General features: G+C 66.2%; 16 protein-coding genes. 4 read left to right on the top strand and 12 right to left on the bottom strand.

What is annotated here, in order from left to right:
• Positions 1-24 precede the first annotated feature (24 nt).
• Genes QXZ94_RS16965 through QXZ94_RS16955 form a run of 3 tightly spaced genes read right to left on the bottom strand, consistent with a single transcriptional unit; the run spans position 25 to position 2,442 of the window.
• Positions 25-735: an ABC transporter ATP-binding protein gene (locus QXZ94_RS16965; protein WP_315721362.1), complete on the bottom strand. Its 711-nt coding sequence runs from the start codon at positions 733-735 to the stop codon at positions 25-27.
• The gene (locus tag QXZ94_RS16960) at positions 725-1,462 is read right to left on the bottom strand and encodes an ABC transporter permease (protein WP_315721361.1); all 738 of its coding nucleotides are present in this window, start codon (positions 1,460-1,462) and stop codon (positions 725-727) included. The genes QXZ94_RS16965 and QXZ94_RS16960 overlap by 11 nt, the downstream gene beginning before the upstream one ends.
• On the bottom strand, positions 1,462-2,442 hold the full coding sequence (locus QXZ94_RS16955) for an ABC transporter substrate-binding protein (RefSeq protein WP_315721360.1): 981 nt from the start codon (positions 2,440-2,442) through the stop codon (positions 1,462-1,464). Before QXZ94_RS16955 ends, QXZ94_RS16960 begins: the two co-directional genes overlap by 1 nt.
• Positions 2,443-2,528: 86 nt before the next feature.
• Between QXZ94_RS16955 and QXZ94_RS16950 the strand changes: the two genes are divergently transcribed.
• Positions 2,529-2,888, top strand: coding sequence for a hypothetical protein (locus QXZ94_RS16950; protein WP_315721359.1), 360 nt, complete (start codon positions 2,529-2,531; stop codon positions 2,886-2,888).
• A 23-nt stretch (positions 2,889-2,911) separates the two neighbouring features.
• On the opposite strand, the gene QXZ94_RS16945 is transcribed toward QXZ94_RS16950, so the two are convergent.
• Positions 2,912-3,733, bottom strand: a complete 822-nt coding sequence (locus tag QXZ94_RS16945) for a quinoprotein dehydrogenase-associated SoxYZ-like carrier (protein WP_315721358.1) — start codon at positions 3,731-3,733, stop codon at positions 2,912-2,914.
• A 56-nt stretch (positions 3,734-3,789) separates the two neighbouring features.
• A complete protein-coding gene (locus QXZ94_RS16940) occupies positions 3,790-4,716 on the bottom strand; it encodes a quinoprotein relay system zinc metallohydrolase 2 (RefSeq protein WP_315721357.1) in 927 nt (308 codons plus the stop codon).
• A gap of 152 nt (positions 4,717-4,868) precedes the next feature.
• Here QXZ94_RS16940 and QXZ94_RS16935 point away from each other — a divergent pair, with 152 nt between their 5' ends.
• Both QXZ94_RS16935 and QXZ94_RS16930 read left to right on the top strand, forming a co-directional pair.
• A complete protein-coding gene (locus QXZ94_RS16935) occupies positions 4,869-5,738 on the top strand; it encodes a substrate-binding domain-containing protein (protein WP_315721356.1) in 870 nt (289 codons plus the stop codon).
• A 5-nt stretch (positions 5,739-5,743) separates the two neighbouring features.
• On the top strand, positions 5,744-6,307 hold the full coding sequence (locus tag QXZ94_RS16930; protein WP_315721355.1) for a PQQ-dependent catabolism-associated CXXCW motif protein: 564 nt from the start codon (positions 5,744-5,746) through the stop codon (positions 6,305-6,307).
• A 32-nt stretch (positions 6,308-6,339) separates the two neighbouring features.
• On the opposite strand, the gene QXZ94_RS16925 is transcribed toward QXZ94_RS16930, so the two are convergent.
• The 5 genes from QXZ94_RS16925 to QXZ94_RS16905 all read right to left on the bottom strand — a co-directional run bounded on the left by QXZ94_RS16925 (position 6,340) and on the right by QXZ94_RS16905 (position 11,063).
• Positions 6,340-6,951, bottom strand: coding sequence for a hypothetical protein (locus QXZ94_RS16925; RefSeq protein ID WP_315721354.1), 612 nt, complete (start codon positions 6,949-6,951; stop codon positions 6,340-6,342).
• A complete protein-coding gene (locus QXZ94_RS16920; RefSeq protein ID WP_315721353.1) occupies positions 6,948-7,802 on the bottom strand; it encodes an ABC transporter permease in 855 nt (284 codons plus the stop codon). Before QXZ94_RS16920 ends, QXZ94_RS16925 begins: the two co-directional genes overlap by 4 nt.
• On the bottom strand, positions 7,799-8,626 hold the full coding sequence (locus QXZ94_RS16915; protein ID WP_409998795.1) for an ABC transporter ATP-binding protein: 828 nt from the start codon (positions 8,624-8,626) through the stop codon (positions 7,799-7,801). Before QXZ94_RS16915 ends, QXZ94_RS16920 begins: the two co-directional genes overlap by 4 nt.
• Complete coding sequence (locus QXZ94_RS16910; protein WP_315721352.1) at positions 8,626-9,591, bottom strand: YVTN family beta-propeller repeat protein; 966 nt, start codon at positions 9,589-9,591, stop codon at positions 8,626-8,628. Before QXZ94_RS16910 ends, QXZ94_RS16915 begins: the two co-directional genes overlap by 1 nt.
• A 263-nt stretch (positions 9,592-9,854) precedes the next feature.
• Complete coding sequence (locus QXZ94_RS16905; protein ID WP_315721351.1) at positions 9,855-11,063, bottom strand: ABC transporter substrate-binding protein; 1,209 nt, start codon at positions 11,061-11,063, stop codon at positions 9,855-9,857.
• A gap of 106 nt (positions 11,064-11,169) precedes the next feature.
• Here QXZ94_RS16905 and QXZ94_RS16900 point away from each other — a divergent pair, with 106 nt between their 5' ends.
• Positions 11,170-11,685: a DUF3280 domain-containing protein gene (locus tag QXZ94_RS16900; RefSeq protein WP_315721350.1), complete on the top strand. Its 516-nt coding sequence runs from the start codon at positions 11,170-11,172 to the stop codon at positions 11,683-11,685.
• A gap of 633 nt (positions 11,686-12,318) precedes the next feature.
• On the opposite strand, the gene fghA is transcribed toward QXZ94_RS16900, so the two are convergent.
• Positions 12,319-13,164 carry an S-formylglutathione hydrolase gene (gene fghA, locus QXZ94_RS16895; protein WP_315721349.1) on the bottom strand — a complete coding sequence of 282 codons (846 nt, stop codon included), beginning with the start codon at positions 13,162-13,164 and terminating at the stop codon, positions 12,319-12,321.
• A gap of 86 nt (positions 13,165-13,250) precedes the next feature.
• Positions 13,251-13,871: a response regulator transcription factor gene (locus tag QXZ94_RS16890; RefSeq protein ID WP_315721348.1), complete on the bottom strand. Its 621-nt coding sequence runs from the start codon at positions 13,869-13,871 to the stop codon at positions 13,251-13,253.
• Positions 13,872-14,001 lie beyond the last annotated feature (130 nt).

Here is a 14,001-nt window from a genome sequence, read left to right as displayed (position 1 = left end):
TCCGATGTCCATCGATTGCCATGACTATGACACGGAAAAATCCAATCGCGCCAGATCGGCCTTGAGCGCAGAGACATCCGCGTTGCTGCGCTGCGCGCGCGGCACGTCGATCGTGACCGCGTGAAGCAGGCGGGCAGGGCGCGAGGACAACAGGAAGATGCGATCCCCGAGCCGCACGGCGTCGTCCATGCTGTGCGTGACGAGGAGCGTGATCATCGGCCGCGAAGCGACCAGCGTCGCGATCTCCTCGCGCAGCCGCGCGGCCAGCGCGTCGTCGAGCGAAGCCAGTGGCTCATCCAGGATGAGGAAGTCCGGCTCGACGGCAAAGGCCCGCGCCAGAGCCACGCGGCGGGCGAGGCCGAGCGACAGCTCTCCTGGAAAATGCGTGCGGTGGGCTCCGAGCTCGAGCACGCCGAAGATCGCGGCCAGCCGGTCCTCCGCCACATCGGGCGCCGCGAGCCTGACGTTGTCCTCCACGGATCGCCACGGCAACAATCGCGGCTCCTGAAACACCATCGCCAGCCGCGCGCCGGCGGGTTGCGACACCTGGCCTTGATAGTCGAGGTCGAGCCCGGCAAGGATTCGCAGCATCGTGCTCTTGCCGCAGCCGGACGGGCCGACGACGACGCCGACCTCGCCCCTTTGCAGCGCAAACGCGATGCCGCTGATCACCTCCTGGCGCTTGCCATTGGCGCTGGTGTAGCTCTTCGATCTGATATCGACCTCAAGCCGCACGGAGCCGCCACCTTGATGCGCGCTGCTCGAACGGCTGGACGATGACGGCTTCGATCACGAGCACCACGGCGGCGAAGCTGAGCGAGTAGGCGAGCAGCAGCGGGATGTCGAACAGCTGGAAAGCGACGCCGATCTCGAAGCCGATGCCGTTGGGCCGACCGAGCAGTTCGGCCACCAGCACGATCTTCCAGACCAGCGACAGGCCCGAACGCGCGGCAGCCGCGATATAAGGCGCAAGCTGCGGCAGCAGGACATGGCGCAGGATTCGGCCGCGCGGGAAGGCGAACACCTTCGCCATCTCATCCAGCGACGGATCGAGCGCGCGGGCGCCCTCGCGCAAGGTCACGACGGCCGTCGGCAGCTTGTTGATCGCGATCGCGGCGATCGCGGCGACCTCGGTGAGGCCGGCCCAGATATAAGCGAGCACGATCACCACCAGCGCCGGCAGATTGAGCAGCAGGATCAGCCAGGGATCGCCGAGGCGGTTGGCGAGCCGGCTGCGCCCCATCCAGTAGCCGAGCGCCGACCCGATCGCCATCGAGAGCGTGAAGGCCAGCGCGACACGGGCGAGTGTGGCGCCGAGATGCAGAAACACCGCGCCAGACCTGGCCTCCGCCACTGCAACCGCTAGCACGGCCGAGGGGGGCGGCAGCTTGGCGCTGCCGGCGACGGTCGCGGCCACCCACCAGGTGGCCAGCAGAAGCGCAAAGGACAACAGCCGCAGCACTAATCCCTCGCATCCGCCCTGTAGTAGGTGCCGGGGCTGAGCTCAGCGGCGGGGCCGACCAGATCGCGACCGCCGATCGCGGCGAGCACGCCATAGAGAATGCGGGCGTCGGCCTCTTCCTCCGCAACTGAGCGGCGCGGAATGCCCTCGCGGTACCGATTGCGATAGGCGCGCAATGTGGCCTCGTCCGGCGCGCCGGTCAGCGGCGCGATGGTCTGCCAGTCGGCGTCCGACGTGGCCAGGATCTCCTTGGCCTTGGCCGTGACGGACAGAAAGCGTGCAACGAGATCGCGGTGTTTGCCGGCCCAGTCCTCGTCGAACACGTAGCCGATCATTGCCGTGCGGCCCTTGGCGCCGAACGGCGGCAGCAGATCCTCGACACCAGCGAGGCGGCGGAAGCCCTTGGCCTCGAGCGCCGCGCAGAAATTCCAGTAGTTCAAGCCGGCGTCCATTTCGCCGTCGGCGAGCTTGGCGGCGAGCAGCGGCGGCGCGCCATAGGTGATGGTCGCCTGCGACTTCAATTCGACGCCGTCGCGCTTCAGAGCGGCTTGCAGCAACAGCCAGCTCTTGTCCAGCGGGCCGCCGGCCACTGCAAGCTTGCGTCCCTTGAGATCGGCGAGTGTCTTGAGCGGCGAATTGGCCGGCACCATCACGGCGCCGAGCGCGCTCGAATAGGGGAAGAAGGTCAGCTTGGCGCCGAGCGTGCGCTCGCGCGAGACCCAGAGCCAGTCCGACACCATGATATCGGCATTGCCGGCGCGCAACGCGATCTTGCCGGCCTCGGGACTTGCGAGCTCGACCGCATCGATCGCGATATCCGCCTGCTTGTCGAGCTGGTGCGCGCGGATGACAGCCAGTTCCCAGGCGAATGTGCCGGTCTTCTGCACTGCAACCCGGACGGTCTCGGCGGCGCAGCATGCCGAAACCGGCAGCACGGCGCAGGCGAATAGTGCGATCAACAAGCGACCGATCCGCATCATGAGCCCGTCTGCGTTTCCTCGAGGAGTGTTCTTTTCAGCCTCATTCCCTTAGCATAGCTTCGGCTGCGATGCCGCGGAGGACTGTGATGCGTTGTGCTGTTTCGGTAGGACCGATTGTCGCCTTTTGTGTCGCCATGATCGGCACGAGTGCTCCGTCTCGTGCCGAGGATCTCAACGACTATCCGACCTCGGCCCGGGCCGAATATGTGTTCGGCTGCATGAAGGCGAATGGCGAGTCCCGCCAGTCGATCGCGCAATGCTCCTGCTCGATCGACGTGATCGCCTCGATCATTCCCTATGAGCGCTATGTCACGGCCGAGACCGTGCTCAGCATGTCCCAGGTGAAGAGCAATCTCGGCACCCAGTTCCGCACCTCCGAGCAGGCTGCCAACGCGCTGAACGATCTCCGCCGCGCGCAGGCCGAAGCCGAAGTGAGATGCTTCTGATGCCGTTCGGCCTTGCCTCTCCATCAGGTGCCTGAACCCTCCGCCGGCCACTCGCGCTCGAACACGTGGCCCTGCGTATCCCGGGCCTCGGCACGGAAGTGCTTGGCGCCGTTGGATACATAGGTGAAGCGGATGTTCGGGTCCTCCGAGATCGAAATGCCGCCCTCGACCGACAGCACGAGGCTGCCGTCCTGCGACAGCGTCAGCTGATCGACGAAGAAGGCGGGGATGTACAGCTGCGTCAACTGGTCCATCTGCAGTCCGGAATTGTTCGGATGGCCAACCATCACCTGAGCTTCACGCATGCCGCTGGTGGCGCCTTCGCCGGCTTGCGCGAACTGCCGGTAACGCATCTGGCCGATCCGCGCCTTGGCCTCGTCCGGATTCTTCGCCGCCGGCGCCGAGCAGCCGCCGGAGGCCTTCACGAACGTCTTCACGACGTAGAGCTGGCCGTCGGTCAGCTCGGCCACGGCATGGACATCCGTGTAGTTGTTGACGCGGACGCGGGTCGAGATCGCGCTCACGTTGGCATCGGGGCCGAGCGTGAACTTGGCCGCCATCGGCGCCGGATTCTGGTCGATCACCAGCGTGATGGTCCTGATGCGGCGCCCGTCGGTCGGCGACAGCTTGCTGCGCAGGGTGACCGGAACCACCGAGGCATCCTCGGCGCGCGTCGGCATCTCGATCGACAGCACATTGGCGCCGTCCTGCATCGCCTTGTTGTTGAAGATGTCCTGGACCAGTCCCGGCCAGGGATCGTAGCCATCGGCGGCTTTCGCAGGTGCGAAGGCGAATGCGAGGCATACCCCGAGAAGCAATGTGGACGGCAGGCGGAGCCGGATCATGGCGCAGTCCTCCAAAAGCGTTCTGGCAGGTTGAAGATCATAGCGCGTCCCCGAGGTCATTCCCATTCCAATTCCGAGAATGCCGCCGTGGCGTTGCGCGCATTATAGTCGCCAAACAGCTCCCATTTGTCCCGTTCCGACCTGGCGGCTCCCGCCGCATCCGCAATTGGCTTGCCCGCCTTGATCAGCTCGCGAACGTCGCTGGCCAATGTGTCGAGGTAGCGCTGCTCATCGCTGAGCGCCAGGGGCCATTCGCTGACGGGTCCATGACCCGGCACCACGCGCGCGGCGGGGATCGTCGCGAGCCCCGCAAGGTCCGCAATCCAGCCACGCAGGCTGCCATCCATCACGGGGATGTGGCGCAGGAACACGAGATCGCCGGCAAACAGGGTCTGGCTCCGGTCATCATAGACGGTGAGATCGCAGTCGCTATGTGCGGTGCTCCAGGCCTTCAGCGTGAGCGCGCGGCCGCCCAGGTCGAGCACCGTCTGGTCATCGACGAGGATCGCGGGGGCGACGAGGCGCACCTCGTCGATCAACTCGGCGCCCATCAGCCGTCGGAACGCCTCGATATAATGCGGTCCGCGCACGGCGAGCGCGCGGGGCAGGTTCTTGGCGCCGACGAAGCTCGCTCCCTCGCCCTCGAAGGCGGCGTTCCCGAACACGTGATCCGGGTGAGCATGGGTGTTGATGACATAGCGGACCGGCTTGGTGGTGCGGGCGCGGATCGCGGCGAGCAGTGCGCGTCCTTCCCGGACGCTGCCGCCGGTATCGATCACGGCGACCGCGTCGTCGCCGATGACGAAGCCGACATTGGCGATGGCGCCTTCGTTCTCGGCGTTCATCAGCGCCGTCTGGCCGATATGCACGAACACGCCGGGCGCAATCTCGCTGACCTCGAGTTGTGACGCCCCCGCATCGGCCGAGCCGCCGATCGCAACGGCGCCCCATGCGGCGATGGCGAGAATGAGTTGCTTCACCATCGGCTCGCCTTGCTCATGTGCGACAGCCCGCGGGCGCTGCGGCGCAACAGACGGTCAACTCTTCGCGATGACAGCAGCTGTTGCGCCCGCGAGGCAGGCGGCCTAGCATTTTCAAAAATACCTGGATGCGCTCCATAGGGATGGAAATAAGAATGACGAAGCGTCGCACTGTTGTCTGCTCGCTGGCCGTTGCCGCGGGGCTTAGTCTGCTCGGACCGGCCGCCTGTTACGCCCAGAGCAATGACGGCCTGGACCTGTCGATCGAGCTGGTCGATCCCAAGGTGCTGAGGGTCTGCGCCGACCCCCGCAACCTGCCGTTCTCCAACGAGAAGGGCGAGGGCTTCGAGAACAAGCTGGCCGATTTCCTGGCCGCCAAGCTGCAGAAGAAGGTCGACTATACGTTCTTTCCGCAGGCCACCGGCTTCGTGCGCATGACGCTCGGGTCGCATCGCTGTGACGTCATCATGGGCTTCCCGCAAGGGGATGATCTGGTGCAGAGCACAAGTCCCTACTACCGGACGGCCTACGCGATCGTGACGAAGCCGGGCTCCGAGCTTGCCGACGTGACGACCTTGGAGGACGCCAAGCTCAAGGGCAAGCACATCGGTATCGTGGCGGGGACGCCGCCCGCGACCAACATGGCGCTCGCCGGGCTGATGCCGACGGCGAAGCCCTATCCCCTGATGGTCGACACGCGCGTGGACTCCTCGGCCGAGGCGATGATCAACGATCTGAAGTCCGGCGAGATCGATGCCGGCGTGCTGTGGGGGCCGATGGCCGGCTACTATGCCAAGCAGGCGAGCCCGCAACTCCGCGTGACGCCGCTGGTCAAGGAGACGTCGGGGCCGAAGCTGATCTACCGGATCGCGATGGGGGTGCGCGGCGCGGACCAGAACTGGCGCCGGCAGCTCAACAAGCTGATCCAGGAGAACCAGAGCGAGATCAACAAGATCCTGCTCGACTACGGCGTGCCGCTGCTGGATGAGAGCAATCATCTGATCACCGCGGAGGCTGCCAAGTAGGCATCATGCTCGTTCGGCTCACCGCAGCTGTCCTGGCCGGCGTGCTGCTGCTGATCGCGGCGGCCGCGTGGGCTGATGAACTCGTGGTCGAGCCGGACAGCTATCGGACCGAGAACTACCGCGCGCCGGTGCCGACCACGCTGGCCGGCGCGCGTGTGCTGTCGACGCAGGAGACCGAAGCCATCTGGCGCGCCAGGTCCGCGGCCTTCATCGACGTGCTGCCGCGGCCGCCCAAGCCGAAGAACCTGCCGGCCGGAACGGTGTGGCGCGAGCAGCCGCGCCTCGACATTCCCGGCAGCATCTGGCTGCCCGACACCGGCTATGGCGTGCTGGCGGCGCCGACGGAGGACTACCTGAAGCGCGGACTGGCACGCGCGTCCGACGGCGATCTGGGTCGCTTGCTCGTGTTCTACTGCCTCGAAGACTGCTGGATGTCGTGGAACGCCGCCAAGCGCGCGCTGACCTATGGCTACCGCAACGTCGCCTGGTACCCCGACGGCACCGATGGCTGGGCTCGCGCCGACCTGCCGCTGCAGCAGACGCAGCCAGAGCCGCGGCCGGAGGAGTGAGCGATCGGGTCGCGGGTAGGACATCCGCAGACCTACTCCATGTCCTGCTGGATCTCGCGCGCGAGCGCGAACAGGCGCTGGTCGATCGCGGTCGGGACCTCGCAGACGAACTTCATCACGCTCCGGCGGTCCTCGAAGATCCGCGTCTCCCAGTTCAGCTGGTTGGTCATCTCCTCGATCTTGGCCTGATCCGGCGAGGCGCTGCTGTGCATTCCCTGGAGCGCGATGGTGTCGCCGCGCACCTTGTCGACGGCCTCGCGCTGCTTGCGCATCACACGTTCGAGCCCATTCATGACCGAGGTCCGCTGGGCGTTGAGGGTGTCGAACAGGCCGGCGAACAGCAGCCTGCCCTTGCGGGTCTTCTCGTCGGCGGTGCCGGTGAGGAAGTCGGCGACGTCCTTCTGCGCCTGCTCCAGCGGGATGCGGCGTGCGGCGAGCTTCGCGACGAGCGCGGCAATCTTGGCATCGTCCTTCCAGCTCGTGCCGACATCGTCGATCGGGGGGCCGGCCCAGACCGCTGCAATCGAGATCTCTGGCACCTTGGCCTGCGGGCAGGGCCAGTCGGGATAGCGCGGATCGGCCGCGTGCGCGGTGCCGGCCGATGCGATCAGGCCGATGGCCAGCAAACTCGATCTCATCCTCATGCCTCGCCTCCGGGACCCCGCCTGACAAACCCGCGCGACGGATCGTAGGCCAGGATCGCGCCGATCATGAACACGGCGGTGCAGCCGCCGACCACCGCGAGCGACACCCAGTTCAGCTTGCCGTACAGCGCAAACCGAATGAGCTCGACCGCGTGGGTGAAGGGATTGGCTTCGCAGAGATACGCAAGCCACGGGCTGCCTTCCTCGACGCGCCACAAGGGGTAGAGCGCCGACGAGGCGAAGAACATCGGGAAGATCACGAAGTTCATGACGCCGGCAAAGTTCTCCAGCTGCTTGATGCCGGAGGAGATCAGCATGCCCAGCGCGCCGAGCATCAAGCCGGACAGGATCAGGGCCGGCAGCACGGTGAGATAGCCCATCGGCGGCGGCGTGATGTCCCAGAACCAGGCGATGACCAGGAAGGCGTAGACCTGGAGCACGGAGACGGCGGTGCCGGCGAGGAGCTTGCAGAACAGCAGATAGCCGCGCGGCAGCGGGCTCACCAAGAGGGTGCGCATGTTGCCCATCTCGCGGTCGTAGACCATCGACAGCGACGACTGCATGCCGTTGAACAGCTGGATCATCGCCATCAGGCCGGGCGCGATATAGACCTCGTAGAGGATGTAGGTCTCGTAGGGCGGGATGATCGAGATGCCCAGCACCTGGCGGAAGCCGGCGGCGAAGATGAACAGCCACACCAGCGGCCGCACCAGCGCCGAAACGAAGCGCTCGCGCTGATGCAGGAAGCGCAGCCCCTCGCGCCAGACGATGCCGATCAGGCAGGTGATGTATTCGCCGGCCGAGAAGCCGCTTCGTGCGGGCGCGGGTGAGTGGACGGTCGTGACGCTCATGACTCTGCGCTCCGCAGCGGAGAAGCGCTGGACTGGCTGGGTTGTGTCGTCAACCGCGCAAACGCGGCATTCACGTCGGAGGCGCCGGCCTCGGCGATCACCTGCGGCACGAGACCGCGCGCCAGCACGCGGCCCTGATGCAGGACCACGAGATCATCCGTCGCGGCGATCTCGTCGAACAGATGCGTCGCCCAGAGTACGCCGATGCCCTGCTCGGTGACGAGCTGGCGGACATGACCGACGATGTCGGCACGGGCCTTGACGTCGAGCCCGACGGTGGCCTCGTCGAGCAGCAGCAGGCGCGGCCGGTGCAGCAGCGCGCGGGCGATCTCCAGGCGGCGCATCTGGCCGCCCGACAGGTCGCGCACCTTGTTGCCGGCGCGGTCGGCGAGGCCGATGCGGGCCAGCAGCTCCTCGCTCCGGGCAAGCGCCTCGCGGCGCGCAATGCCGTGCAGCGCGGCGTGGTAGAGCAGGTTCTGCCGCAGCGACAGATCGAGATCGACCGTGCGCGGCTGGAACACGACGCCGAGCAGCCGCAGCGCCTCGCCCGGCGTGCGGCCGATGTCATGGCCGAAGATGTTGATCTGTCCGGACTGAACTGCGAACAGCCGCGTGATCAGCGAGAACAGCGTGCTCTTGCCGGCGCCGTTGAGGCCGAGCAGGGCGGTGAAGCTCGCGGGCTTCACGGTGAAGCTGACGTCTTTGAGCGCCTTGCGTGCGCCATAGGAATGGCTGACGCCGGCAACCGAGAGCGCCGGGATCTGATCGGGCGCCGGCTGCGGCGTGCGGCTCGTCGCGTCGAGGGCGGGTGCGTTCTGCGTCATCATGGCTGTGCAATCGTGATGCCCCAGGGCAGCTCGCCGACCTGGATCGTCTTGATCACCTTCTGCGCGGCGACGTCGATCACCGAGACGTCGTTGGAGACGCCGTTGGTGACGAGCAGATATTTCTCATCCGGCGTGAACTCCATGTGCCAGACGCGCTGTCCGACCAGCAGATACTTCTTCACCTCGTGGGTCGTTCCGTCGACGACGGCGACCCGGTTGGCCGGGCCGAGCGCGACGAAGCCGGTCTTGCCGTCCTTGGTCAGGGCGATGCCGACGGGCTGGATGGCCTCGCTGCGCAGGCCGGGCACGGCGAACTTGATCTTGCCGGTCACCTCGCGCTTGGCGGGATCGATGATCGAGACGGTGCCGCCGATCTCGGCCGACACCCACAGCTCGGAGCCGTCGGTCTTGAACTCGGCGTAGCGCGGCCGCGCATCGACCAGCACATTCGCCACGATCTTTCGCGTCGCCGTGTCGATGAAATGCGCCATGTTGGTGGTCTCGGAGGTGCAGATCAGGATCTTGCCGTCGGGGCTCAGCATCATGCCCTCCGGCTCGACGCCCACCTGGACGTCGCCGATGCGGATGCGCTTCTCGAGGTCGAGCACGGTGACAGTGTTGTCGTTCTCATTGGCGACATAGAGCGTCTTGCCCTGGGCATCCTGCGCGAACAGCTCGGGATCGGGGCCGGAGGGCAGGGTGTCGACCACCTCCATCTTCTTGGCATCGATCACCTGGATGGTGTCGTCGTCGCCGACCGCGACCATCACGAACTTGCCGTCCCGGGTGAACGCAATCCCGCGTGGTCGCTGGCCGACCTTGATGGTCTTGGTCACGGTCCAGCTGTCGGTGTCGATGACGGAGACCGTGTTGCCCTTTTCGTTCGAGACGAAGGCGACGTAGGCGGAGGCGGGGGCGATGGTGGCCAGCGAGAGCGCGGCGGCGAGCAGTAATGCTGCCATGCCGACACACCTGCGAAGCTGCGGCCGTCCTTCGAGACGCCCGCCTTTGGCGGGCTCCTCAGGACGAGGGTGGTGTATGTGGCAAAATCCGGGACTTCCTTCGTCGCCTCGTTCGCGCTCAAGACCCTCACGGTGAAGAGCGCCGTAGGCGCGTTCAGGCACTGCGTTCGCATCGCCTCGAGAACCATGAGGCCACGGAGCTGCTACCGCTTTGGCCTGATCTGTCGGACCAACCATCTCCATCAACATCATTCCATCCGACATCATTGCAGCTTGCACTTGGTTTCGGGGCGGTCGACACCGAGCGTGTCGAGCTCGGAGACCTGGTGCAGGAAACCCTCCTGCGGGGAGACCGAGACGATCATGCGGCCGTCGGCCAGCAGGATCGGCTGGCGGAGTTGCAGGTTCCAGTCGCGCAAGGAGAGCCGCGTGCCCTTGAAGGCGGCGATGGTGAAGTTCGGGCCCTTGAGATAGTCGCTCATCGCCTTGGCATCGCCGGAGTTGGTGCGGGAGGCGGCTTCACCGACCATGCGCACGGCCATCCAGGCCTGCATGTCCAAAGCGTCCATCCGGCGTGCGGCCAGCTTCATGAAGCGGTTCTGCAACTGCGTGGCGCCCCATTGGTCCTGTGCCGGGTCCCAGCTCGTCGGCCGCAGGCCTGCGGAGCCCGCGACCGGACGCGCATCCCAGGTGCGATAGGGCAGATAGTTGGCGAACACCTCGCTCTCGTCGGCCGCGACCAGCACATCGTAGGCCGGCGCCTTTTGCGTGAACACCGGCATCTGCCGCTGGATCAAGGTCACGCCGGAGTCGGTCCGGCGCGCCCCGCCGGTGTCCTCGAAGGTGCGCTCCTCCACGATCTTGGCACCGAAGCGCGTCGCGGCGCGTCGCAGCGCATCGGCGAACAGCTTGTCCTTGTCATGAGAGCCGGTGACGAGCAGCCAGCGCTTCCACTGCTTCCACACCAGATATTGCGCGAGGCCGTCGGCGAGCATCGAGCGCGTTGGCGCGACGTGGATGACATTGGCGCGGCAGTCCTGCTCGCGCAGCCGGTCGTCGGTGGCGCCGACGTTGAGCAGCGTGATGCCACGGCCGCGCAGGCTGTCGGCGACCTTCAGCAACGCATCCGCCGGCAGATCCGCCAGGATGAAGCCCGTCTTTGCGGCGAGCTCGTTGGCGGCCTGGGCTGCGTCCTCATCGTCCTTGACCTTGCGGTCGATCAGCGTGAAGCGCTGGTTGAGGAATTTGCCGGTGGTGTTGTTGTCCTCGATCGCGAGCTTCGCGCCGGCCACGCCGTCATCGGCCGCCGGCTGGTCGAGCGGCGACAAGGTCTGCGGCACGCCCGCGCGGCCGAGATAGCCGATCGCAATGTCGATCGGCTCCGCGGCGCGGCCTGCTGTTGCGGCGGCCACGAGGCCGACCGCGCCGATCAGGGATCGGGCCAGAACTCCAAGGACCACATGTCCTCCCATTGTTCCCTCGTCGTTTTTCGGCGAGGTTTCATCTTGCAAGATGAACGAATTGGCCTAGCTTTCAACCCCACTTTTGGCCGCTGCGGCGTCATTTCGGATCACGACCTTGAAAGCTGCTGTTCTCCTCGCGTTCCTCATCCTGACGTTGACGACATCTGCACGCGCCGAGCCGCCCAAGGTGGCGGTGTTCGATTTCGAGCTGATCGACACCAGCCTGCAGGGCGAGGTGCAGGGCCCGCGCCAGGACGAGCAGCAGCGGCTCGCGCATGCGGCCGTGCAGTTGCGCGCGGCGCTGCAGGACTCCGGCCGATTTCGCGTACTCGACATCGCCCCCATTAACGATGCGGCGCACCACAGCAATCTGCAGGCCTGCGGCGGCTGCGACGTCAAGCTGGCTGGCGACATCGGGGCCGATCTCGCCATCACCGGGACCGTGCAGAAGGTCTCCAATCTCATCCTCAACATGAACATCTATCTGCGCGATGCCCACACCGGAAAGCCGGTGGCGGCGATGACCGCGGACATGCGCGGCAACACCGACGAGTCCTGGACACGCACCATGGCCTGGCTGATCCGCAACCGCCTGCTGGCGCCGAACTACGGCGCTCCGCAGGCGCAGTAGTTGTCGAGACATGATGGTTCACTCTCGCGGCCGCTGACGCCCGAGCTTTGCGTGTCGATGGCCTCTCGGAAAACACAAGAGGCGCAGGGAAGGCCGGGAGCCTGCCGCCCCCATGGCCCGCCTGCAGAAGAAAATGCAGGCGGCAGGTACCACAGGTTCGGCTCGGACATCCCGGCCCTCCCTGCGCGATGGTTTTCACGGTTGCTTCGCGTTCTCCCCGGTGCGCCGGGCTTTCTGGTCACCGTGCGCAACGACACGCTTCTCGCGCGCCGCCGCGGGGGCATCGGCATCGGGATGCCAGGACCACGCGACTTGGCCGTACGCCGTGACGCGTTCGTCGGCACACTCACACGAGCATGCTGCGCGCCGCCGGCGTCCACCGCACCCCACCTCCACGTTCGTGACGACCGCGATACGCCCTCTCGACGAGGCGGGATGGGGCTACTCAATCACAAGTTCTGGAAAAAAGAAACGAGATTCTTTTTCGCGCCGGGACTGGACAGGGGTGATGGCCTTGCGCCGTCAGCGGAAATCGGTCCGCGCGCGCACGCGATGACCGGACCGTGGCGACGGCGACATCGCCGCCGCACGGGCGTCATCGTGCCCGCCGGGCAAATCAGGCTGCGGCTGACGTCAGCGTCCCAGACGCGCGGCGTGCCAGCGCAGATGATCGGCCATGTAGGTGGAGATGAAGTAGTAGCTGTGGTCGTATCCGTCCTGCTTCCGCAGCAGCAGCGGGATGTTGGCCTTCTCGCAGGCGGCCTTGAGCAGCTCCGGCCGCAGCTGTTGCGTCAGGAACTGGTCGGCAGTTCCGACATCGACCAGCAGGTCGGAGACGCGGGCGCCGTCCTCGATCAGCGCCACCGCATCGTGCTTGCGCCAGGCCGCCTTGTCGGAACCGAGATAGCCGCCCAATGCCTTCTCGCCCCACGGCACCTGCGACGGCGCCACGATCGGCGAGAACGCGCTTGCCGCGCGATAGCGGTCCGGGTTGCGCAGGGCCACCGTGAGCGCGCCATGGCCGCCCATCGAATGGCCCATCACCGACTGCCGGCGCGGGTCGACGGGGAAGTTCGCCGCCACCACGCTCGGCAGCTCCTCGGTGACATAGCTCCACATCCGGTAGTTCTTTGCGAATGGTGCCTCGGTCGCATCGACATAGAAGCCGGCGCCGAGGCCGAAATCATAGGCATTGTTGGGATCGCCGGGCACGCCGTCGCCGCGCGGCGAGGTGTCGGGCGCGACGAAGACGAGGCCGAGCTCGGCGCAGGCGGCGCGGAACTCGCCCTTCTCGGTGACATTGGCGTGGGTGCAGGTGAGGCCCGACAGATACCAGACGACCGGCAGCTTGGCGCCGTCGGCATGCGGCGGCACGAACACCGAGAACGTCATCTCGGTCTTGGTCTCCTGGCTGGCGTGGCGATAGACGCCCTGGACGCCGCCATGGGACTTGTTCTGCGAGACGGTCGTGAGCGTCATGGGATCACCTGTGCGGCAATGATGTCGGGGCGGTCGGCGAGCGTGTCGCCAACGTGCTTTACGCTGCGTCGGTCAGTCAACGCCAATCAGGCCACGCCGTTCTCGATCGCCAGACGCACCAGCTCGCCGGACGTTCGCACGCCGAGCTTCTGGCGGATGATCGAGGAGGTGTTGGCGACGGTCTTGTAGGACGAGTGGATCAGCCAGGCAATCTCGGACAGGCTCTTGCCGGCGCTGAGCAGCCGGAGGATCTCGAGCTCGCGCGACGTCAGTTTCGCCAGCGGGCTCTGCGCCACCGCGGAGCCGGCGAAGGCGATGCTGCGGGCGATCGCCGGCGGCAGGTAGCTGCCGCCGCGCGCGACCTCGCGGATCGCCTCGGCGAGATCGTTCGGATCGCCGCTCTTCGACACATAGCCCTTGGCGCCGATGTCGATGGCGCGCGCGGCGAACACCGGATCGTCGTTCATGCTGAACATGATCAGCCGGGCATTGGCATCGCGGCCGAGGATGCGGCGCGCCAGCTCGAAACCGGACACGGTCGGCAGGTTGATGTCGACGACGCAGACGTCCGGCCGGCGCGCGATGAAGCTCGCTTCACCGCTCTCGGCATCGGCGGCCTCGAGCAGCTCGAGGTCCGGATCGGTCGAGAGCAGGGCCCGGCAGCCGGATGCGACAATGGGATGGTCATCGACGATCAGAACGCGCATGGCCTTGGGGTCCCGGACTTCCATCTCGCGTCATTATTGCAATGCATCATGGATGCGAGCAGCGCGATGTTGCATCATGTTGCAATTAGATCGCTGGCGGATTTGTCTGTCAATGTAAGTGCGCGTGAAA

Origin of the sequence: Bradyrhizobium sp. SZCCHNS2022 (assembly GCF_032377575.1) — a bacterium.
GTDB lineage: Bacteria > Pseudomonadota > Alphaproteobacteria > Rhizobiales > Xanthobacteraceae > Bradyrhizobium > Bradyrhizobium aeschynomenes.
The sequence above is the reverse complement of the archived record's forward strand: the minus strand, read 5'-3'. Positions and strand labels throughout refer to the sequence as shown.